The 20,871-nt window shown below is 61.8% G+C and carries 22 protein-coding genes, 1 tRNA gene and 1 pseudogene; 10 read left to right on the forward strand and 14 right to left on the reverse strand.

The window, feature by feature from the left end:
* Window positions 1-4: 4 nt before the first annotated feature.
* Genes JQ597_RS00340 through JQ597_RS00350 form a run of 3 tightly spaced genes read right to left on the reverse strand, consistent with a single transcriptional unit; the run spans window position 5 to window position 4,557 of the window.
* The gene (locus JQ597_RS00340; RefSeq protein WP_212261613.1) at window positions 5-913 is read right to left on the reverse strand and encodes a hydroxymethylglutaryl-CoA lyase; all 909 of its coding nucleotides are present in this window, start codon (window positions 911-913) and stop codon (window positions 5-7) included.
* Window positions 914-920: 7 nt separating this feature from the next.
* Window positions 921-2,927: an acetyl/propionyl/methylcrotonyl-CoA carboxylase subunit alpha gene (locus JQ597_RS00345; protein WP_212262451.1), complete on the reverse strand. Its 2,007-nt coding sequence runs from the start codon at window positions 2,925-2,927 to the stop codon at window positions 921-923.
* A 25-nt stretch (window positions 2,928-2,952) separates the two neighbouring features.
* Window positions 2,953-4,557: a carboxyl transferase domain-containing protein gene (locus JQ597_RS00350; protein WP_212261615.1), complete on the reverse strand. Its 1,605-nt coding sequence runs from the start codon at window positions 4,555-4,557 to the stop codon at window positions 2,953-2,955.
* A 339-nt stretch (window positions 4,558-4,896) separates the two neighbouring features.
* Here JQ597_RS00350 and JQ597_RS00355 point away from each other — a divergent pair, with 339 nt between their 5' ends.
* Window positions 4,897-5,544: a TetR/AcrR family transcriptional regulator gene (locus tag JQ597_RS00355; protein WP_212261617.1), complete on the forward strand. Its 648-nt coding sequence runs from the start codon at window positions 4,897-4,899 to the stop codon at window positions 5,542-5,544.
* Window positions 5,545-5,577: 33 nt separating this feature from the next.
* Complete coding sequence (locus JQ597_RS00360) at window positions 5,578-6,072, forward strand: Lrp/AsnC family transcriptional regulator (RefSeq protein WP_212261620.1); 495 nt, start codon at window positions 5,578-5,580, stop codon at window positions 6,070-6,072.
* A gap of 52 nt (window positions 6,073-6,124) precedes the next feature.
* Here JQ597_RS00360 and JQ597_RS00365 read toward each other — a convergent pair whose 3' ends face one another.
* On the reverse strand, window positions 6,125-6,430 hold the full coding sequence (locus tag JQ597_RS00365) for an ETC complex I subunit (RefSeq protein ID WP_212261623.1): 306 nt from the start codon (window positions 6,428-6,430) through the stop codon (window positions 6,125-6,127).
* Between the two features lie 299 nt (window positions 6,431-6,729).
* On the opposite strand from JQ597_RS00365, the gene JQ597_RS00370 reads away from it, so the two are divergent.
* Window positions 6,730-7,878: an OpgC domain-containing protein gene (locus tag JQ597_RS00370; protein WP_212261626.1), complete on the forward strand. Its 1,149-nt coding sequence runs from the start codon at window positions 6,730-6,732 to the stop codon at window positions 7,876-7,878.
* On the opposite strand, the pseudogene JQ597_RS38420 reads toward JQ597_RS00370, so the two are convergent.
* A pseudogene (locus tag JQ597_RS38420) lies at window positions 7,853-7,906 on the reverse strand (hypothetical protein); the annotation flags it as partial. The gene JQ597_RS00370 and the pseudogene JQ597_RS38420 sit on opposite strands and share 26 nt — an antisense overlap.
* Window positions 7,907-7,924: 18 nt before the next feature.
* Window positions 7,925-9,733, reverse strand: a complete 1,809-nt coding sequence (locus tag JQ597_RS00375; RefSeq protein WP_212261629.1) for a carbamoyltransferase family protein — start codon at window positions 9,731-9,733, stop codon at window positions 7,925-7,927.
* A gap of 509 nt (window positions 9,734-10,242) precedes the next feature.
* Between JQ597_RS00375 and JQ597_RS00380 the strand changes: the two genes are divergently transcribed.
* A complete protein-coding gene (locus tag JQ597_RS00380) occupies window positions 10,243-10,461 on the forward strand; it encodes a hypothetical protein (RefSeq protein ID WP_212261631.1) in 219 nt (72 codons plus the stop codon).
* A gap of 312 nt (window positions 10,462-10,773) precedes the next feature.
* On the opposite strand, the gene JQ597_RS00385 is transcribed toward JQ597_RS00380, so the two are convergent.
* Complete coding sequence (locus JQ597_RS00385) at window positions 10,774-11,550, reverse strand: cyclase family protein (RefSeq protein ID WP_212261634.1); 777 nt, start codon at window positions 11,548-11,550, stop codon at window positions 10,774-10,776.
* Between the two features lie 57 nt (window positions 11,551-11,607).
* Entirely contained in the window at window positions 11,608-12,591 is a 984-nt protein-coding gene (locus JQ597_RS00390; protein WP_212261637.1) for a fumarylacetoacetate hydrolase family protein, read from the reverse strand.
* Window positions 12,592-12,691: 100 nt separating this feature from the next.
* On the opposite strand from JQ597_RS00390, the gene JQ597_RS00395 reads away from it, so the two are divergent.
* From JQ597_RS00395 to JQ597_RS00415, 5 genes are read left to right on the forward strand one after another with little or no spacing between them, the layout of a single operon-like run.
* Complete coding sequence (locus tag JQ597_RS00395) at window positions 12,692-13,606, forward strand: ABC transporter substrate-binding protein (RefSeq protein WP_349628769.1); 915 nt, start codon at window positions 12,692-12,694, stop codon at window positions 13,604-13,606.
* A gap of 10 nt (window positions 13,607-13,616) precedes the next feature.
* On the forward strand, window positions 13,617-14,315 hold the full coding sequence (locus JQ597_RS00400) for a GntR family transcriptional regulator (protein ID WP_212261643.1): 699 nt from the start codon (window positions 13,617-13,619) through the stop codon (window positions 14,313-14,315).
* Window positions 14,316-14,319: 4 nt separating this feature from the next.
* Complete coding sequence (locus JQ597_RS00405) at window positions 14,320-15,123, forward strand: ABC transporter ATP-binding protein (RefSeq protein ID WP_212261647.1); 804 nt, start codon at window positions 14,320-14,322, stop codon at window positions 15,121-15,123.
* A 56-nt stretch (window positions 15,124-15,179) separates the two neighbouring features.
* The gene (locus JQ597_RS00410) at window positions 15,180-15,908 is read left to right on the forward strand and encodes an ABC transporter permease (RefSeq protein WP_212262453.1); all 729 of its coding nucleotides are present in this window, start codon (window positions 15,180-15,182) and stop codon (window positions 15,906-15,908) included.
* The gene (locus tag JQ597_RS00415; protein WP_212261650.1) at window positions 15,905-16,678 is read left to right on the forward strand and encodes an ABC transporter permease; all 774 of its coding nucleotides are present in this window, start codon (window positions 15,905-15,907) and stop codon (window positions 16,676-16,678) included. The genes JQ597_RS00410 and JQ597_RS00415 overlap by 4 nt, the downstream gene beginning before the upstream one ends.
* 77 nt (window positions 16,679-16,755) lie before the next feature.
* Here JQ597_RS00415 and JQ597_RS00420 read toward each other — a convergent pair.
* The 5 genes from JQ597_RS00420 to JQ597_RS00440 all read right to left on the reverse strand — a co-directional run bounded on the left by JQ597_RS00420 (window position 16,756) and on the right by JQ597_RS00440 (window position 19,691).
* Window positions 16,756-16,832 (reverse strand) — tRNA-Pro (locus JQ597_RS00420).
* Between the two features lie 169 nt (window positions 16,833-17,001).
* A complete protein-coding gene (locus tag JQ597_RS00425) occupies window positions 17,002-17,418 on the reverse strand; it encodes a DUF192 domain-containing protein (RefSeq protein ID WP_249133138.1) in 417 nt (138 codons plus the stop codon).
* Between the two features lie 242 nt (window positions 17,419-17,660).
* A complete protein-coding gene (locus JQ597_RS00430) occupies window positions 17,661-18,326 on the reverse strand; it encodes a cold-shock protein (RefSeq protein WP_212261653.1) in 666 nt (221 codons plus the stop codon).
* Window positions 18,327-18,526: 200 nt separating this feature from the next.
* Window positions 18,527-19,288, reverse strand: a complete 762-nt coding sequence (locus JQ597_RS00435) for an SIR2 family NAD-dependent protein deacylase (protein WP_212261656.1) — start codon at window positions 19,286-19,288, stop codon at window positions 18,527-18,529.
* A gap of 166 nt (window positions 19,289-19,454) precedes the next feature.
* The gene (locus JQ597_RS00440; RefSeq protein ID WP_212261659.1) at window positions 19,455-19,691 is read right to left on the reverse strand and encodes a hypothetical protein; all 237 of its coding nucleotides are present in this window, start codon (window positions 19,689-19,691) and stop codon (window positions 19,455-19,457) included.
* A gap of 193 nt (window positions 19,692-19,884) precedes the next feature.
* Here JQ597_RS00440 and JQ597_RS00445 point away from each other — a divergent pair, with 193 nt between their 5' ends.
* Complete coding sequence (locus tag JQ597_RS00445) at window positions 19,885-20,052, forward strand: hypothetical protein (protein WP_212261662.1); 168 nt, start codon at window positions 19,885-19,887, stop codon at window positions 20,050-20,052.
* Between the two features lie 537 nt (window positions 20,053-20,589).
* Here JQ597_RS00445 and JQ597_RS00450 read toward each other — a convergent pair.
* Window positions 20,590-20,775 carry a hypothetical protein gene (locus tag JQ597_RS00450; protein ID WP_212209536.1) on the reverse strand — a complete coding sequence of 62 codons (186 nt, stop codon included), beginning with the start codon at window positions 20,773-20,775 and terminating at the stop codon, window positions 20,590-20,592.
* Window positions 20,776-20,871 lie beyond the last annotated feature (96 nt).

Genomic DNA, 20,871 nt, shown 5'->3' on the forward strand with positions numbered 1-20,871 from the left:
CGGTCTATTTTGCGGCCCGCGTCTTTGCGTTCAATGCCGACGCGACGCGGCTGACCGGAGGCCTGCCAATCAAGCGACTGACCTCATTGGTGGCCGCGAGCAGCTTTGTCATGTCCACTCCGGTTTTCATCCCCAAGCCCTCGAGCATGTAGATCACGTCCTCGGTTGCGACATTACCGGTCGCGCCGGGGGCGTAGGGGCAGCCGCCGAGACCGCCGGCGGCGGAATCGATCACGCGCGCGCCCTCTTCCATCCCCGCATAGAGGTTGGCCAGCGCCTGCCCATAGGTGTCATGGAAATGCATCGCGAGCTTTTCCATCGGCACGCTGCCGGCCACCGCACGCAGCAGCTGCCGCGCCTTCATCGGCGTACCGACGCCGATGGTGTCGCCGAGCGAGACCTCGTAACAGCCGAGGTCCCACAGCATTTTGGCGACGTCGACGACCGCTTGCGGCTTCACCTCGCCATCAAAGGGACAGCCGAGCACGCAGGAAATATAGCCGCGCACCCTGATGCCATCGGCCTTGGCGCGGGCGACCACCGGCTTGAAGCGCTCGATCGATTCCGCGACCGAGCAATTGATGTTGGCGCGCGAAAATCCTTCCGAGGCCGAGGCGAACACGGCAATGACCTTGGCGCCGGCCGCTTGCGAGGCCTCGTAGCCCTTTTCGTTCGGCACCAGCACGTGGAATTCACTGCCCGCGATATGGCTGACGCCGCGCAACACCTGGTCCGAGCCGACCATCTGCGGGATCGCTTTCGGCGACACGAAGGCGCCGACCTCGACGGTGTGCAATCCTGCACCGATCAACGCCTCGATGAAGGCGATGCGGTCCGCGACGCTGATCGGGATCTTCTCGTTCTGCAGCCCGTCGCGCGGCCCGACTTCAATGATACGGACAGCGTCGCTCATTTCGGCCTCACGAGGCTGCAGGTTCGACTTCGGCGAGTTCGACGCCTTCGCCAACGATATCGCCGACCTTGCATTTGATCTTCTTCAACACGCCGGCAAACGGCGCGCGCAGGGTCTGCTCCATCTTCATGACTTCCAGCGTCAGGATCGCAGCCCCCTTCTCCAGCGTCGCGCCCTCCTCGGCCAGCAACGCCACCACGGTGCCCGGCAACGGCGCCACGATCTTGTCCTCGCCGACATGCTCCTCGGTCTCGCCGCCGAACGGATCGACCCAATGCAGGTCGAAGCGGCCGTTGCGGGTGCGCAGATAGAGTTCGTGGCCCTCGATCACCGCGACGACGCGGGATTTCATCCCGTCGAGCGCGAGATCAAAACCGCCATCGTCCGTCAGCGACGTCGTGAAAACATATTGACGTTCGCCGATCGACAGCGTCGACGCCCCGTTGCCATAGTCCAGCGTGACCTTCTGCTCGGCGCCCTGCCCTTGGCGCAGCGCGAACGCCCGCTGCCGCTGACCGACCGGCTGCCAGCCAAAGGACTGCCACGGCGAATGGACCTCCTTGGCTGCGACCTTGCGCTCTTCGACGACGATAGCGGCGACCGCTGCACAGAGTTCAAGATGGCCACACGCGTGTTTCGGGTCCGTCAGGCCTTTCAGTTCGCGTTCAATAAAACTGGTGTCGATGGTATTCGCCCTAACTTGCGGATGCGTCACCAGCGCCGACAGGAACGGAATGTTGGTGACGATGCCGCGGACGTCGGTTTCTTCGAGGCCGCGGTTGAGCCGTTCAATCGCCGCCTGACGGGTCGGCGCCCATGCGATCACCTTCGCGAGCATCGCGTCGTAATAGGGCGATACCGCATCGCCGCTGCGATAACCGGCATCGATCCGCAGGCCGTCAACGGCGTCCGGCGTCCGCCAGGTCTTGATCCGGCCGACCGAGGGCATAAAATTCTTCTGCGGGTTTTCCGCATAAACCCGCGCCTCGATGGCATGGCCGTTCAGCTTGATCTCATTTTGCGCCAGCGGCAGCTTTTCGCCGAACGCCACCCGCAACTGCCATTCCACCAGGTCGACGCCGGTGATCAATTCGGTAACGGGATGCTCGACCTGCAGGCGCGTGTTCATCTCGATGAAGAACACGTCCTTGCCGTCGGAGACGAATTCGATGGTGCCGGCGCCGACATAATTGACCGCGCCGGCCGCCTTGCGCGCGGCGGCGCAAACCGCCTCGCGCTGGGTGGCGTTCAGCGTCGGCGACGGCGCCTCCTCGATCACCTTCTGATGGCGCCGCTGCAGCGTGCATTCGCGCTCGAACAGCGACAGCAGATTGCCGTGGCTGTCGCCGATGATCTGCACCTCGATGTGACGCGGGTTGAGGACGAATTTTTCGATCAGCATGCGATCGTCGCCGAACGCGGCTTTTGCTTCGCGCTTGGCACTGACGATGGCCGCCGCCAGTTCACCGGCCGAATTGACCACGCGCATGCCGCGCCCGCCGCCACCGGCCGAGGCCTTGACCAGCACCGGGAAGCCGATCTTGTCGGCGGCCTGCGCCAGCGTCGCCTCGTCCTGGGCCTCGCCGTGATAGCCGGGCACCAGCGGCACGCCGGCCTTTTCCATCAGCGCCTTGGAGCCGGATTTGGAGCCCATTGCCGTCATCATCGCGGCGGTCGGACCGACGAACACCAGGCCGGCGTCGAGGCAGGCTTGCGCGAACTCGGCATTTTCAGACAGGAACCCGTAGCCGGGGTGCACCGCTTCGGCGCCGGTCTGGCGCGCGGCTTCAATGACCCGCTCGACGTTGAGGTAGCTGTCGCGGGCCCGCGCCGGCCCGAGCAGCACGGCCTCATCCGCCATGGCGACATGCATGGCGTCGCGGTCGGCCTCGGAATAGACGGCGACGGTGCGAAGGCCCATGGCACGGGCGGAGCGGATCACGCGGCAGGCGATCTCGCCGCGGTTGGCGATCAACAGCGTGCGAAAACGCCGGTATAGTTTCGAGCGGTCCATCATCAGTTCCTGCATCAATCCTGCATCACATTCTGAACAGGCCGAATTTCGTCGGTTCGATCGGCGCGTTGGCAGCTGCGGACAATCCAAGGCCGAGCACCAGCCGCGTATCGGCGGGGTCGATCACCCCATCATCCCACAGCCGCGCGGTGGCATAATAGGGACTGCCCTGGCTCTCATACTGGGCGCGAATTGGCGCACGAAACTTCTCGTCTTCTTCGGCAGACCAGGTGTCACCCTTGGCCTCGATACCGTCGCGCCGCACCTGGGCCAGAACCATCGACGCCTGTTCGCCGCCCATCACCGAAATACGGGCGTTCGGCCACATCCAGAGGAAGCGCGGGCTGTAGGCCCGCCCCGACATGCCGTAATTGCCGGCGCCATAGGAGCCGCCGATCACGACGGTGAATTTCGGCACCCCGGCGGTCGCCACCGCCGTCACCAGCTTGGCGCCGTCGCGCGCGATGCCGCCGGCCTCGTATTTCTTGCCGACCATGAAGCCGGTGATGTTCTGCAGGAACACCAGCGGGATATTGCGCTGGCAGCACAATTCGATGAAGTGCGCGCCCTTCAGCGAGCTTTCGCTGAACAGGATGCCGTTATTGGCGATGATGCCGACCGGATAGCCCCAGATATGGGCAAAGCCGCAGATCAGGGTCGTGCCGTAGAGCTTCTTGAATTCGTCGAATTCGGATCCATCCACCACCCGCGCGATGATGTCATGGACGTCGAACGGCTTGCGGCCGTCGGCGGAAACCACGCCGTAGATTTCTTCCGCCGGAAACAGCGGCTCGCGCGGCACGCGCATGTTGAGTGTGGCGCGCGTCGGCGGTTTCAGCGTGGCGACGATACGCCGCGCAATCCCGATCGCATGGGCGTCGTTCTGCGCGTAATGGTCGGTGACGCCGGATTGCCGCGAATGCACGTCGGCGCCGCCGAGTTCTTCGGCCGTGACCACCTCGCCGGTCGCGGCCTTCACCAGCGGCGGTCCGCCGAGGAAGATCGTGCCCTGGTTGCGCACGATGATGCTCTCGTCCGACATCGCGGGCACATAGGCCCCGCCGGCCGTGCAGGAGCCCATCACAATGGCGATCTGCGGAATGCCTTGTGCCGACATCTGCGCCTGGTTGTAGAAGATGCGGCCGAAATGCCGCTCGTCGGGGAAGATCTCGTCCTGCAGCGGCAGGAATGCGCCGCCGGAATCGACCATGTAGACGCAGGGCAGATTGTTCTGCCGCGCGATGTCCTGCGCGCGCAGATGCTTCTTGACGGTCATCGGATAGTAAGTGCCGCCCTTGATGGTGGCGTCGTTGGCCACGATGACGCATTCGCGGCCCGAGATGCGCCCTACCCCGGTAATGACGCTGGCGGAATGGACGTCGCCGCCATAGAGGCCGTGGGCAGCCAGCGGCGACAATTCGAGGAACGCGGTGCCGGGATCGACCAGCAGGTCGACACGCTGGCGTGCCAGCATTTTGCCGCGCGAGGTATGCCGCGCGCGCGAGGTTTTGCCGCCGCCGCCGGCAACCACCTTGAGTTTTTCGCGAAGGTCGGCGACGAGGCCGCGCATCACTTCGGCGTTGCGGGCAAAATCGGCGGATGTGGGATCGATCGTAGAATGAAGCGACATGGCCTATCGTTTCTTTGAGTGACGGGCGGTGGTGCGTGGCCTCTAGGACTGACGGGACAAGACCTCTCGCGAAACGGCGCGACAGGCTGTACCATCTTTGCGGCGAAGTGTCCCGGCAGCCGGGATTGCCGGCCCGTTGCAGGATGATGCCTCCTCCGAATTAAAAACGATCATACGTTTTTTTAATGGAGCTGCAAGAGGACGGTCATCATTTTCGTTTTTCCGCCAAAATGGCATGTTATGCCGTTGAAATTCCTCACATCTCATGCAATAAACATACGGTCGTTTGTATCTTTATGCGCCAAATTCAGCAGCCAAATCCACCACCCCGAGGACCAGATGGCACGCACGATCGGCTCCTATGGCCCGAAGACGCTGGAAGCGATCCGCAAGGCCGGGCTGCGCCTGATCTTCGAACAGGGCTATTCGGCGATGAGCCTGCGCGACCTCGCCGCCGAGGTCGGGATCCAGGTGGGGTCGCTGTACAATCATATCAGCACCAAGCAGGAGCTGCTGTTCGAGCTGGTGCAGGACCACGTCAACGAGCTCATTCGTCAGCTCGATCTCGCGCTGGAAGGAAAGCAAGGTCCGGAGGAAAAGCTCCGCGCCTTCGTCGCATTCCACGTCACCTACCATATGAGCCGCAAGCGCGAGGTCTTCATCGCCAATTCCGAGCTCCGCAGCCTGGAGCCGAAGAACTATGAGGCGATCGTGGCGCTGCGCAGCGCCTATGAGGCGCGGCTGGCGCGTATCCTCTCGGAGGGCGTTTCCGAAGGCGTCTTCGAAGTCGTCGATGTCAAGGTGGCGACGTTTGCGATCCTGGCGCTCCTGACCGGCCTCTGCACCTGGTACCGGCCGGGCGGACGCCTGACCAGGGACGCGATCATCGCCGCCCATGAGAAACTCGTGCTGTCGGGCGTGACGCCGCAGGCCGCGAGCGCCCCTGCCCGCAGCATCCGCAAGCCACGGCGCGTTGCAGCCGTCTAGCAGCGGCGGACTCTTGAGCGCGAACGAGCAGCCATGACAGCCAATCACAAGCTCGACGACATCGACCTGAAGATATTGTCCGAGCTTCAGAAGGATGGACGGATCCGGATCAACGAACTGGCCAGTCGTGTCGGCCTCTCCCTGCCGCCTTGCCTGCGGCGCGTGCGCTCCCTGCGCAGCCGCGGCGTGATCAAGGCGATCCGCGCCACGATCGACGAGAAGGTGCTCGGCTACGAGGTCGTGTCGTTCGTATCGATCCAGCTGGCGAGCCAGGCCAAGGCGACGCTGGAAGCGTTCGAAGCCTCGATTGCGGCCTTGCCGCTGGTTCTGCAAAGCTGGCGCATCTCGGGCGAAGCGGACTTTTTACTCAAATGCGTCGCGCCCGATGTCGAGGGGATGCATCAGCAGCTTCGGCAGTTCGCCGCCATGCCCGGGGTCCGGACCATCAGAAGCTTGCCGGTCCTTGGCGTCGCGAAGGATGCGCCCTTGCCGATCCCGGGGAATCCGACGCCCCGAACCGATCCCTAACGCTTCAATGGGTTCAGGGCTTAATGGGTTCAGGACTTGGTGGCTTCAGGACTTAGTGGGTCCAGGGCTCGCCGCGCCGGAACGCGAAATTATCGGCATAGGCGACCTGCCGGTGCGCGGAGTCCTTGGGTTCGATCACCTGATAGGGAATGCCCTTGCGCTCGCAATAGGCCACCGCGTCTTCCTTGGTATCGAAGCGGAGCGTGAGCTGCTGCTTCATGTCGCCGGATGAGGTCCACCCCATCAGCGGTTCAATGGCCCGGGGCTGCTCGGGCTCATAGTCGAGCTGCCACTCCCGGGTCTTGGCCCTCCCCGATTGCATCGCGTTTTTGGCAGGTTTAAAAATGCGTGCGGTCATGGATGGTCGGGTCCTCAGAGATATGCGACATCAGATATGCGACTTAACGACATGCGACTTAACGACAGGGGTACTTGGAGAGTTTTGGCGGAAACCGCCGGGATAGTATAAATACACCTTTCAGGGATTTGATCGGTGATTCCATAACCCCGGATGTACCATTTCCGGACCGGTATAGTCATTATGCTGCACTGTGACAATCTTCGTCCGCCCTGCGGCCAGGGTATGGTTCGAGGCCTGATTCAAGGCTTGGTCCTGCGGCGCGATCGTCCCGACAGCATCACATCGAAGCGGCTCCCATGAAAATCAACGCCACCCTGCCCGAAAAAGGACGCGACCTCCGGCTCGACCTGTTTCGCGGGGTTGCGAACTGGGCGATCTATCTGGATCACATCCCGGACAACGTGGTGAACTGGATCACGACCCGCAACTACGGCTTCAGCGACGCGGCCGACCTGTTCGTTTTCATTTCCGGATATACTGCCTCCTTCGTCTATGCCCGGATGATGCTCGACCGCGGCTTCATCGTCGGCGCCACGCGGCTGACCAAGCGCGTCTGGCAGCTCTACGTCGCCCATATCATCCTGTTCGTGATCTATATCGCCTCGATCAGCTACCTCGCGCTGCGGTTTGGCGATTCCGAGCTCGTCAACGAGTTCAACGTCGTCGGCCTGGTCGACAACGCAACCGAAACGTTGCGCCAAGGCCTGTTCCTGAAGTTCAAGCCGGTCAATCTCGACGTGCTGCCGCTCTACATCGTGCTGATGGGGCTGTTTCCGCCGGTGCTGTGGATGATGCTGCGCCAGCCCAACTGGACCATGGTCGCCGCGATCGTGCTGTGGCTGGTGTCGCGGCAGACCGGCTGGAACCTGGCGGCCTATCCCGCCGGAACCTGGTACTTCAACCCGTTCGCCTGGCAGGTGTTGTTCGTGTTCGGCTCCTGGTGCGCGCTCGGCGGCGCCCGGCGATCGGCGGCGGTGATCAATCACCCGCTGACGCTGTATTTCTGTATCGCCTACCTGCTGTTGGGGCTGGTCATGACGATGGCCGGCAGGTTTCCGGATTTCGGAAACATGTTCCCGCATTGGCTCTATTCGATGTTCAATCCGAACGACAAGACCAATCTGGCGCCCTACCGCTTCATCCATTTCGTGGTGATCGTGATCATGGTGATCCGGTTCATCCCGAAGGATTGGCCGGCGCTGGAATGGAGAATATTCGATCCGCTGGTGGTCTGCGGCCAGCAATCGCTCGCGGTGTTCTGCGTCGGCGTGTTCCTCTCGTTCGTCGGGCACTTCCAGCTGTCGCTAAGTTCCGGTTCGCTGTTCGCGCAGATCTTCGTCAGCGTAACCGGCATCGCGATCATGACCATCGTCGCCTACTACATTTCCTGGTCGAAACGGCAGGACAAGCCGCTGCCCAAGCCGGTGGCGCCGAAAGCCGCCTGACCGCGGCGGCTTGATCCGGGTGCCTCAGCTTACAAAACGGCCACCTTTAGGCCGGCCGGGCGGTCGCTGACACCAGGTTCCTCACGTCGTCGTAGGTATCGACCAGCGGTCCGACGATCTTGTGCATGGCGGTCTTCGATACCACCGTATCGTGCATGATCAGATGGTCGACCCCCGTGGTCAGGAAGCAGGCCACAGCATCGCGCGGCGTTTCGACGATCGGCTCGCCCTTGATGTTGTATGACGTGTTGATCAGCACGGGAACGCCGGTCAGCGCGTCGAACTCCTTCAGCAACTGGTACAGCCTCGGATTGGTCGCTTCGCGCACGGTCTGGACGCGCGCCGTACCGTCGACATGCACGATCGCCGGAATCTTGTCGCGCCATTCAGGGCGAACCGGTTTCGCAAGCAGCATGAACGGCGAATCCGCGTCGCCCTCGAAAATGTCCTTCATCCGCTCGGCCAATACGATCGGCGCGAACGGGCGGAACGCCTGGCGGTGCTTGACGCGGCTGTTCAGGATGTCCTTCATCTCGGGCTTGCGGGGATCACCGAGCAGGCTGCGGTTGCCGAGCGCCCGCGGGCCGAACTCCGAGCCGCCCTGAAACCAGCCTATCACCCGCTGATCCGCGAGCAACTTCGCGGTATCGCGGCAAATATTGTCGCTGCGTCTCGCGTCGATCTGGATGCGCACCAGAAACCGCTGCAGCGCAGCCGCGACATCCGCATCGCTATAGGGCTTGCCGATATAGGAATGCTCCATGACGAAGTTGCGGCGCTGCTTCAGGATCTCGAGCCAGCCATAATACGCGCAGCCGATCGCAATGCCGTCATCGCCGGTCGCCGGCTGGATCCAGATATTGTCGAAACCGGCTTCACGGGCGAGCCGGCCATTGGCCACGCAGTTCAGGGCGACACCACCGGCCATCGTCAGGTTCTTGGCGCCGGTCGTTTCGCGAAGCCAGCGGGCGCGGGCGAGCAGCACGTTCTCGGTATCGTCCTGCACCCGCCAGGCCAGATCCTCCCAGTGCCGCATCGCCGGGTGCTTTTCCCAGTTGCCGCCGTCCTGGACGTAGGGCTGCTTGAGTTCGGTGGTCCAGTGCGGAACCTGCAGCTTGCCGTCGGTCAGCCCCATCAGGCTCTTGACCTGGTTGTGGCGGCCATAGGGCGCGAGCCCCATCAGCTCGCCGCATTTATTCCAGTCGCCGAAAATGTAGGTCGACGCCCGGCTGTAGAGCGCGCCCATCCCCGGCATGTTGTAGAATTCATCGCTCAGGAAGCCGCGGTCCGGCTCCATGAAAACCTTCTTCAGGCATTCGAGCGTCGATCCCTTGAACTTGTAATAGCTCTCGGACTCGCGCGCGAGCGGCGTTGCGGTGTCGCTCGAGGGATAGGACTCCATGACGTCGGACTGATAGCTGCCGACGCCATCGACGATCATCACCACGCCTTCCTCGAACGGCGATACCGCGAACGCGCTGTAGGCGTGCGCCAGATGGTGGGAGATCGTCACCACCTTGTCCTGACGCGAGAGGTACAACGGGTGCTTGGCCGCGTCGTCCCGTTCGAATTCGGGAAGGAAGCCCGGCGCGTCAAAATAGACCAGCCGTTCTTCCATTTCCCCCACCGGCATGATGTAGCAATTGCGAACGATCAGATCGATATCATCCAGCGTGATGCCTTCAGCCTCGAGGCAATAATCGATCACCTCCTTGTAAAAGCCGGACGCATGCTTGACCCGCGTGATCCGCTCCTTGGCGATCGCGAATGCGATGACGCCGTCACGCAACAGGCAGGCGCTCACATCATGGTCGTAGGTGTTCAGGCCGAGAACATAGGTGTGCTGTTTGGGCATGGATACTCTTTGAGGCGGGGGACCGTCGTGCGCGAGATGTCGACTTCAAGTTGTTGGCGTGGGCTTGTTCGGTTTCTTGCCTGATTTCTCGGCTGGTTTGTCGTGCCGAGTTTTCGTTTCGGTAATTCTGCAGTGCACAATCGTCGGACAGAAAGATGAACGAAGATGAACAAAGATGAACAAAGATTAACGGCGCGACGCGAGAATTCGTCGCAAGCCGGAGTGTAACTTGACCTTATCTTTCCATCTTAATAAAGTCCCGAATTGCCGGAAGAACCTTAGTAAAGATATTATCTTAGCTCATCTGAACCGAAAGCATTTTCGAGCGTCTAAGTTTGATAGTGCGGAAAAGTCCAGGTGGTTTTGAAAGTGACCGGGAGATTCTAGAATGGCTAAACGCTACAATATCCTGACGCGTTGTCTTGCAGCGCTCGCCCTGTTGTTCGTCTACGTCGCCAGTACGTCTGCCATTCTGGTAGGTGCAACGACCTCGCCGGCGGAAGCCCGCGGTGGAAGAGGCCGTGGCGGCGGATGGGGCCGCGGCGGTGGTCGTGGTTTCTATCGCGGCGGTGGCTGGGGTCGTGGATATGGCCGTGGCCGAGGCTATGGCTTCTACGGTGTTCCCGTGGTTCGTGGCGGACCGCGTTGCTGGTGGAATGCCTACGGCGTTCGCGTCTGCAGGTATTATTGATACCGGACTGATCGGCAAAATTTACGCCACGGTCTAAACAATAATCAGGTGTGCCGGACAACCGGCACGCCTTTTTCTTTGCCGCCAATTTGACACCTCCACTGCGCGATATGTGGCTAGCTTGATAAGCCACGTGTTCGGTATGAGCGCGCTGCGCTCAATCGATATGCGCGGTCTCTGCGTTGCGGCGCGCGACCGCTGTTGTAAGTGTCAGCGCGCCGGCACCGAGGATGAAGCCGCGGCGGGGTTGAGATCGACGAAGCGGACTCACTCCCGCAGAAGCATCCGCCAACGGGCTGGACGCAATTCCATCATGAATTCCTCTCGGCCCTTCTCGCTGGCGATGGATCTATCCTTCGAGAATAGCGACGGCCCGGGTCCAGCCCGCCGAAGCGCGTTCGATCTTCACCGGGAAGCAGGACACCATGAACCCGGTCGATGGCAGTTGCTCGAGGTTGTGCAACTTCTCGATGTGGCAATAGCCGATGTGACGGCCGGCCTTGTGGCCTTCCCAGATCAGGCTGGCGTCCTTGGTCTCGGCATATTTCTGCGCGGTGTAGACGAACGGCGCATCCCAGCTCCAGCCGTCGATGCCGGTCAGCCGCACGCCGCGCTCCAGAAGATACATCGTCGCCTCATAGCCCATGCCGCAGCCCGAGGTGACGTAATCCTGTTGGCCATATTTCATGCCGGCGCTGGTGTTAACCACCACGATTTCCAGCGGCGACAGCGTATGACCGATACGCTTGAGCTCGTTCTCCACGTCCTTGGCGGTCGCCACATAGCCGTCGGCAAAATGCCGGAAGTCGAGCTTCACCCCCGGCTGCAGGCACCATTCCAGCGGCACTTCGTCGATGGTCCAGGATCGCTCGCCCCGGTTCATGGTGGGATGGAAGTGCCAGGGCGCATCCAGGTGGGTGCCGTTGTGCGTCGAGAGCTGCACCTGTTCGACCGCCCAGCCCTGCCCGTCCGGCAGGTCTTCGGCCTTCAGCCCGTCAAAGAACTGCAGCATGCGCGGCAGGCCCTGCTGGTGGTCGATGTACTGGATGGTCGGGTGACCGCCCGGCGGATCGGCGGGTACATCGTTTTGCAGGGGAACGGAGATATCGATCAACTTACGCGCCATTGGCGTTTCCTCGCTGAATGTTTTTGGTTCTTGTTGTGGTGGCGTGGTCGCGGCGGCCTATTGCCGTTCGACCCGGTTCTTCAGGATACCGATCTTTTCGACTTCAAGCTCGATGCTATCGCCGTGTTCGAGATACCAGCCGAGTTCCAGTCCGCAGCCATTGCCGACCGTGCCGGAGCCGATGAATTCGCCGGGCATCAGGGTCTCGTCCTTGGTGACATGGGCGATGATCTCCTCGAATGAAAACAGCATTCCATCCGAAACCCCTTGCGAGCGCATCTTGCCGTTGACGCGCACTTCCATCTTGAGCTTGTAGGGGTCGCCGATTTCGTCCGGCGTGATGATCCACGGTCCCATCACATTGCCGCCATCGAAACTCTTGCCTTTTGCGGGGCCGAGCCGCCCCTCCATTTCGATACGCTGGGCGTCGCGCGCGGAAAAATCGTTGAAGATCGTATAACCGAAGATGTGATCCTTGGCTTTTGCAGCGGAAATATCGGCACCTTTGTTCTTGGTGATGATGCCGAATTCGCATTCATAATCCATCACCTGACTGTAGCGCGGCCACTTTACGGTGGTGTTGGTGCCGCGGACGCTGAAGCGGTTGGTGATGTAATAGATCGGCTGCTTGCGATAGACCTCCGGCAATTCGCCGAGCGGCTCGGCCTCGATCCGCGCCAGTTCCGCCATGTCGTTCCTGGCGCGTGCGGCGAGCTTGAGCTGGCCGCGCGGGGCCTGGAGAATGTGCAGCGGGAACGACATGCCGTCCCGCATCTGCCGCGGCTCCGGGATCGGGGCGAGGATATCGGCCGTTGCAGCGGATACCGACAAGGTTTCGTCCTTGCCGTGCTCTTCGAACACGGCCGATGCCTGTTCGAGCGCGCCTTCGCCGGAATCGATCAGGGCAAGCATGGATGCAAAGGCCGGATTGGCGGCGCCGTTCCGGCCGGCGGCCGCGGCGAGGTCGAACAATTTGCCGTCGCCGGAATGCACGATCCCGACCTTTTCCTGACCGCCGGATTTGAATGTTGCGAGTTTCATGGTGTGCCGCCCTCTTGCTTTTGGATGAAATATATGATCAAAAAAAATATCGATAATCAAGCACCAAAAATGTGAACCGTGGGAGATGACCGTGAAAACGATCCTTGCAGCCATTGCGGTCAGCCTGGCGCTAACGGGAGCCGTCGTCGCGCAGGCCAAGATTCAGGTCGGTTGCACGGCGACGTCGGATTGCGCCTCCGCCATGGTGGCGATCGACGAAGGCATCTTTAAAAAGCACGGTCTTGAAGTCGAGATGACGCCGATCGGCATCAATTCGAACATCCCCGCCGCGATCCTTTCCAACTCGATTCAGATCGGTGGTCCAACCTCGACCGTGTTCCTGCAGGCCGTCGACGGCGGCCTCGACCTCGTCGCCATCGCCGGCGCGAGCGTGATGAGCCCGGTGAACCAGGACAGCATCGCCGCCTTCGTCCGCAACGGCATTACCATCAAGGAGCCGAAGGACTTCGTCGGCAAGAAAGTCGGTGCGCCCGGCCTCAACGCCTTCCTGCATGTGCTGTTCGTAAAGTGGCTGGTGGACAAAGGTGTCGATCCCAGACGCGTCAATTTCGTCGAGGTCACCTTCCCGACCATGGCCGACATCATCAAGTCCGGCGGCGTCGATGCCGTGCTCACGGCCGAGCCGTTCGTGACGCGTATGCTGAACGCAGGATTGGGCTCGGTCGGCGCGCGTTATGCAGCCGAGCTCGCGCGCACCGAGCCGATCATTTTCTACGCGGCATCCCGCGAATGGGCCGACAAGAACGCCGTCGCGATCAAGAAATTTCGCGATGCGATCGCTGAATCTGCGCTGATCGTCAATGGCGATCGCGACAAGGCCTCCGCGTCGATTGCCAAATTCACCAAGCAGCCGATCGAATTGGTCAAGGCGACGCCCCCGAACCAATCCGAGCCGGTGCTTAAGCCCGAGCAGTTGAGCTGGTGGATCGAGGTGATGTCGTCGCAGAAAATGCTGCAATCCAGGCTCGATACCGCCAAACTGGTCCTGAAGTGAGGCTGTTGCAATGTCGACTACCGAGCGCAATTCGACCCAACCCGCGACTGAGGCCGCAACTTTAAGCGAGCGCGCAGCCACGCTGGTCGAGCACGACATACTGGCCGGGCATCTCGCGCCGGGATCGCGGCTTGGGATCATCGATCTGGTTCAGCGCTATGAGATCGGCGCGACGCCGCTGCGCGAAGGATTGTCGCGGCTGATGTCGCGCGGGCTGATCGTCGGAACCGGACAGCGAGGCTTTCGCGTTGCGGACGTCAGCCGCGAAGATCTGCACGATATCACCGTGATGCGGACCGCGGTCGAGATCGAGGCCATCAGGCTGGCGATTACCCATGGCGACGATGCCTGGGAGGCCGGCATCGTCAGCACGCTGCACCAGATGCGCCGGCACATCGAGCGGACCGGCGATGAATTCCGCGAAGGCGCCGAGGATTTCGACCGGCTGCACAAGGGTTTCCACACCGCGCTACTGACCGGCTGCGGCTCCAAGCGGCTGCTATCAGCGCATTCCGATCTCTACGACCAGGCCTACCGCTATCGCCGCGTGATGATGCGCTCCCTCGAGAGCGGCAAGAAATTCGTGCGCGTCCACCAATTGCTCGCCGACCGCGTTCTTTCCCGCGATATCGCCGGCGCGCAGGCGATGCTGGAGGCGCATCTGCGTTCGACGATCGACATCGTCTATCCCACTGGAAGCGAGAGCTGACGCCATGGCAAACGCTGCAAAACGCTTCGAAGTCATTCCCGGCCAGCCGAGACCGCAGATCGCGTTCACCGGCGTTACGCTCCGGCTCGGTGGCAAGACCATCATCGAGAATTTGAGCCTTGGCGTCCGGCCCGGCGAATTCCTCTGCGTCGTCGGTGCGTCCGGTTGCGGCAAGACCACCGCGCTGCGGCTGGCGGCGGGGCTCTACCAGCCGACCAGCGGCAAGGTGGATTTCGACGGCCAGCCGATGCTGCATCCGCGGCGCGAGATCGCCATCGTCTTCCAGGATTACGGCAAGGCGCTGCTGCCGTGGCGCACCGCAGCCGGCAATGTGTCGCTGGCGCTCGAAGCCGGCGGAATGCCGGCCGCCGAGCGCCCTGCCCGCATCGAGGAGTTATTGCGCACGGTCGGCCTGCCCGGCCATGCCGGCAAATATCCCGCAGAAATGTCCGGCGGCATGCAGCAGCGGCTGCAGATCGCACGATGCCTGGCGCAGGAACCGAAGACGCTGCTGATGGACGAACCGTTCGGCGCGCTCGATGCGATGACACGGCAGGGCTTGCAGGACGAGGTGCTGGCGCTGGTGGCTGCAAGCGGCGCCACCGTGATCTTCGTGACGCATGATCTGGACGAGGCCATCTATCTCGGCGACCGCGTCATCGGCCTGTTGCCGCATCCCGGTCGGATCGGCATCGAGCTTGCGGTCAATCTGCCGCGGCCGCGCGATCAGCTTTCGACCCGCGAACACCCGGAATTCCTGCGCTTGCGGCGGCAGTTGTTCGACTTCATCAAGGCGACCGAACAGTGACGACGGATAAGGCCAAGGAAAAGGCCAAGGAAAAAGTTAAGGCGCTGTTGCTGCCGATGGCGGTGCTGCTCGCCTTCGAGGCCTGGGCGCGCGCGACGCATCTGCAAAGCGACAGCCTGGCGCCACCAAGCGAGATCGCCATGGCGCTCGCCGGCGCCTTTGCCGACTTCTCAATCCTCACAGCGACGCGCGACACGTTGTTCTCGACCTTTGCGGGCCTTGCGATCGGCACCGTCATCGGGCTGGCGCTTGGCATTTCCTTCGGGATATCAGACACGCTCAACCGCCTGATGGAGGTGACGGTCGAGGCGATCCGGCCGATCCCGTCGATCGCCTTGCTGCCGATCGCGCTGATCGCGCTCGGGTTCGGCTATCGCATGGAAATCGTGATCGTAGCGTTCGCCTGCGTCTGGCCGATCCTGATCCTGAGCCGGGCGGCGGTACGCAGTATCGAACCGCGGCTGATGGAAGTATCGCGGGCGCTGCGGCTACCCGCCGCGCAGCGGGTCTGGAAGATCATCATCCCCGCGGCGCTGCCGCGGATCTTCGTGGCGTTCCGGCTGTCGGCCGGTATCGCGCTGATCGTAGCCGTCACGGTCGAAATCGCGATCAATCCACTGGGGCTGGGTGCCGGCATCATGCTGGCGCAGCAGGCGCTGCGCCCCGACCTGATGCTGGCCTATCTGGTCTGGATCGGCGTCATTGGCTACGCCCTGAACATCCTGCTGGTGGTGGCGCAGCACCGCATGTTCGGCCGCGCCGCGTTGAGCGGAGACAGCGCATGAACCGCATCGCGACGATCTGGCTCTGGCGCGCCGCAAGCTTTGCAGTCGCCGCTTCCTTCATTGCGCTGTGGCAATTGATCGCCAATCTGAAGCTGGTCTCGCCGGTGTTCCTGCCGGGCCCGGACCGTGCCTGGGCCTCTCTGATGCGCGGATTTTCCAACGGTGATCTCTGGAGCAAGCTCGCCGGCACGCTCGAGCACATGGCCTATGGCTGGCTCGCCGCATCGATCGCCGGTATCGCGATCGGCGCGATCATCGGTTCGTCGCGGATAATGCGGACCTATGTGGCACCGTCGCTGGAGTTTTTGCGGCCGTTGCCGGTATCGGCCATCATCCCGGTCGCGATTGCGATGCTGGGGCTGACCCAGGCGATGGCGCTGTTCGTGATCGCCTTCGGTGCGATCTGGCCGATCATGCTGGCGACGATCCACGGCTTTGCGGCGGTCGAACCCCGCCTCTACGAGGTGGCGCGCTCGCTGCAGATGTCGCGGCTGGCGGTCATCCTCAAGATCGCGCTGCCGTCCGCCAGCCCCGACATTCTCGCCGGCATGCGCCTCAGCCTGACGGTGGCGCTGATCCTGTCGGTGGTCTGCGAAATCCTCGCCGGCCTCGACGGTCTCGGCCATTGGGTGCTGCTCTCGGCCAGAGCCTTCCGCTCGGCCGATCTGTTCGCCGGCGTCATCCTGCTCGGCGTGACCGGTTATGTAACGTCGGTGGCGATGTCGATGGCCGAACATCGCCTGCTGGCGTGGCAGGCCTCGCAGCGGTAACGGAACAGCGTAAGAACCACGTGCCAGAATCGCGAGGAAAACGTCAGAATCACTTTGAGTAATTTCAAAGGGTTAGTTGGTCGGGGCAGCTGGATTCGAACCAACGACCTGCAGTACCCAAAACTGCCGCGCTACCAGGCTGCGCTATACCCCGATTGGTGCTGGGAATGGACGTCGATACACGCTTGGGACCTCGCCAGCAAGGCACTGGAGGCCCCAAGCTCAGGTTCAAATGGTGGCCCCATTCTACTTTGCATGGGGTTGTTTTCGAGATTTTTTGTCCGGACCCTGCGATGGCCGCCGCAGAGGCGCCTGGCAGCTTGTCAGCGGCCGTTGAACAGGGGGTGCGCCACCCGGTCGCCGGGCCTGATGCCGTATTTTTGCGCCGTGCCGGCGATCACCTCCAGCACGCCCTTGGCGAGCCCGCCCGACGAGATGATCTTGGTCGACATCGGCTCGGTATTTTCCGCGATCCTCAGGATGCGGCCATCGGCGCGGATGAAGATCATGTCGAGCGAGATGTAGGTGTTCTTCATCCACATCGAGATCTGCTGTTCGGGGGAGAAATCGAACAGCATGCCTTTACCGTCGGGCAATTCCTTGCGGTGCATCAGCCCGGTGGTCTTCTCCTCTTCGGTGGTCGCCATCTCGACCGAAAACACCTGCACGCCGGACTTGGTGGCGATCTCGAGCGGATGGAAGCTCGCTGCCTGCGCGGTTGCGCCAAGGCTTGCCAACATGCCGAGCCCGACGATCAGCGACGTCACCAACCGTCCGCGCCGACCGGTCCGCGCAACCATCAAAACCAAATTCATAACAACACTTACGCCGGACATCAGGATGATCCAGGAGGATTTAGGGGGCCATTGCCGGGAAATCCTAACCCGATGATTGCGGCAAAGGCCAGAGGCCGGCGCACGCACAGGCACCGAGCGGCTCACGATTCCGTCAGGTGACAGGCCCGGACAGCGGATACGGGCGGTTAGTGCGACGACAGCGCCGACGGCCCGGTCTCGGGGTGGATCTCCGCGGCCATCATGCCCTTGGAGCCGGGCCCGAACCGCACCAGCACGTACTGGCCAGGCCGCAGCTCGGTCATGCCGAAGCGGCGCAGCGTCTCCATATGCACGAAGATGTCAGGCGTCCCCTCGCCGCAGGTCAGGAAGCCGAAACCGCGCAGCCGGTTGAACCATTTGACCTGCGCGCGCTCCAGACCTGAGGTCGGCGTAACGCTGACATGGGTCCGCGGCGGCAGCATCTGCGCCGGATGGATCGCAGTGGACTCATCCATCGAGACGATGCGGAAGGCCTGATAGCCCTTGGCGCGTTGCACGCACTCGACCACCAGCCGCGCACCTTCATACGCGGTCTGATAGCCATCGCGGCGCAGCACCGTGACGTGCAACAGCACGTCGGGCCAGCCATTGTCGGGAACGATGAAGCCGTAGCCTTTCGAGGCGTCGAACCATTTGATGACGCCGGATATTTCGACAAGGTTGGCGGCCGCATCGCCAAGACCCGAAAGAGCATCCATCGCCGGATCGCGCTCGGCGCCGGCAGAGAATTCACTTGGTCCAAGCCTGTTCTGCCCCGTCCCGCCTGACGGCGGCCCCCCGAGCTTCTTGGACTCAAATCCGTCCGACCCCATGACCCCGGACCTCACACATTCATTTGCGGCCCGCTATCGCCGTAGCGGACCGGAACACGCGCCCATCCATGACCACTCATGATAACGCCGCGCGAATCTCTCGAATCAAAAGATAACACTCCCGCATGCGGCGCATAGCTAAAAAAACAATTCAGGCGGGAACTATGAACAGGCTTGCACAGCTTCGAATCAATTGCAGATCAATTGCCTACAAATGGTCCAAGCGTCTCTCCGATGTCGTGCCGGATCACGAGATCGGCGACATCGTCCTGTTCGGTCGGCTCGTTATTGATGATGACGAGCTTGGCGCCGCAGTTCTTGGCCATCAGCGGAAAACCTGCGGCCGGCCAAACCACTAGCGAGGATCCGATGGCGAGGAACAGGTCGCAATGCTGGGCCAGTTCCGTGGCGCGGCGCATCGCGTCTTCCGGCATCGCCTGTCCAAACGAAATGGTCGCGGTCTTGACCGGTTCGTCGCAAACCGTGCAATCGGGCGCGCCGCCGGTCTCGTCAAAGCGCGCTTTGACCCAGGGCAGATCGTAGGCCTGCCCACAGCCGATGCAGCGGGCGTAGGTCGTGTTGCCGTGCAGTTCGACCACATCGTCGGCCTTGAAACCGGACGTCTGGTGCAGATTGTCGATGTTCTGGGTGATGATCGCGGGGATCTTGCCGGCCTTGTAGAGCGACGCCAGCGCCCGATGCCCGCGGCCGGGTTTCGCCGCGGCAAAGGTCGGCTCCATCGCAAAGCGCCGCCGCCAAGCCTCGTCACGGGCGTCGGAACTGGCGACAAACTCGTCGAACGGAATCGGACGATTGCGAGTCCACAATCCACCAGGCGAGCGGAAATCGGGAATGCCGCATTCGGTCGAGATGCCGGCGCCGGTAAAGGGAACGATGGACGATGCCGCGGCGATCATGTTGCCGAGCTGTTCGACGCCGCTGCGAAGGTCTGGTGCGATCACGTCAACATCCGATTTTTCAAAGCGTTTGCAAGCGGAAGCCTGCCCCGCAACGGAAAACACGTCAAACAAAATTGGCCGCGTCGACGATAGCGCGGCCAATCGGATTGGCTGTTCGGTCGGCCCCCGCACAACCGAACGTCGGCCGCGCGTCACCAAGCAGGCATCATCAGGCGGCTTTGGCGACGGGCTCCTTGGGTTCCCGCACCTCGTCGGTCTTCTTGACCTTGGCGACGGGCGCGCTCTCCGTTTTCTTCGCAGGCTTGCCGTATTGCGCGAGTTTTTCCAGTTCCGCCTCGAGCTCGGCGCGGCGCACAGCGACCTTCTCGAACAGCTTGTCGGTGGCGTGCTCGCGCAGTGCGGCGAGTTCTTCGATGCTCAGTGAATCCAGATCGATCTTTGCCATTGGAACCTCCGGTTTGCTTGTCGCTACCGGGAAGGTGCGCAAGCAACAAGCGGCGCACGGGCCTTATCCACCGCCATCGCTTTGCAAACAGACGACCACAATCCCGCAACGCGGCTTCCCAATTCACGCCCCAATCGCAACCGTCAATGGCAACCGGGACGACTCAAAAACACGACTCCAAAAAGGATGGGCAATGAACGAACAGGACGACAGGCTCGCGCGTGCGCGCGAGGAAATCGCAGCACGGGTCGCGAGCTTCAAGGCCACGCAGGAAAAATTCGAACGCGAGCGCGAGGAATATTACGCCACCACGCTCGGCAAAGCCTGGAGCGGATTTAACCGCCCATCGTTCTGGAGCTAGCGCCAAAGTCCGATCAGCAAAAAGCCCGGGGCGATGCTCCGGGCTTTTTTGTAAGTCCGCCACCAGGCGGAACCGGCAAGCCATTTTCGCCAAAAAGTTTTCGGAGCGCCGGGAACGAACCCTGCGGATGCGCATTCTCAGCTCAAGTGCAGCAACCTTGCCAGAGGTGAAAGCATGAAAGACCCCGTCAGCGTCTTCGGAGGCTGGCGGGGTTTTTCATTTCGCGGCTGGCAGGCCCTGCCCGCAAAATATCCACGCCAAACCAGCACGAAGGAACCAATTGCGGCCCCGGGAATTTGTTCCCGAAAGAGGTGCAACGATGCCCCCATGGCTGGAAGTTCTGCTGAACGTGATCGCGTTTGCCGGCTTTATCGGCATCGCCAAATATCACAAACCGCGCGGCGAAAAATTACCGGACCGCTAGAGCGTTTTCGAGCGAAGTGGATACCGGTTCGCATGAAGAAAACGCGTCAAAACAAGAGTCTAGAGCTTCGGTTCTGATTCAATCAGAACCGATAATGCTCTAGGCGTGGGATCCTAGTTCGCCTTGTGCGGCTCGCCCGCCGTCCGGACCAGCCTGTCAGCTTTGACCAGCACATGTCCGGTTTCCGGTTGCGACCGCAGTGAAAAACTGATGCCGACGAAGGCCAGGCAAAACAGCAGCCCGACCACCATCACGCGTCGGTGGGTCGGCTTGTCGGCGTTATGAAACGAAGGGACCATGGCTGCTTCCTCCAGCCATCCCTAGCGCAACCTCTGATAAGCACAACGCAATCCCCCTCTTAACCTAACTGAATAGGGTTATTGGAGCTCCGGAAA

Source organism: Bradyrhizobium sp. AUGA SZCCT0177, assembly GCF_018130125.1.
Classification (GTDB): domain Bacteria; phylum Pseudomonadota; class Alphaproteobacteria; order Rhizobiales; family Xanthobacteraceae; genus Bradyrhizobium.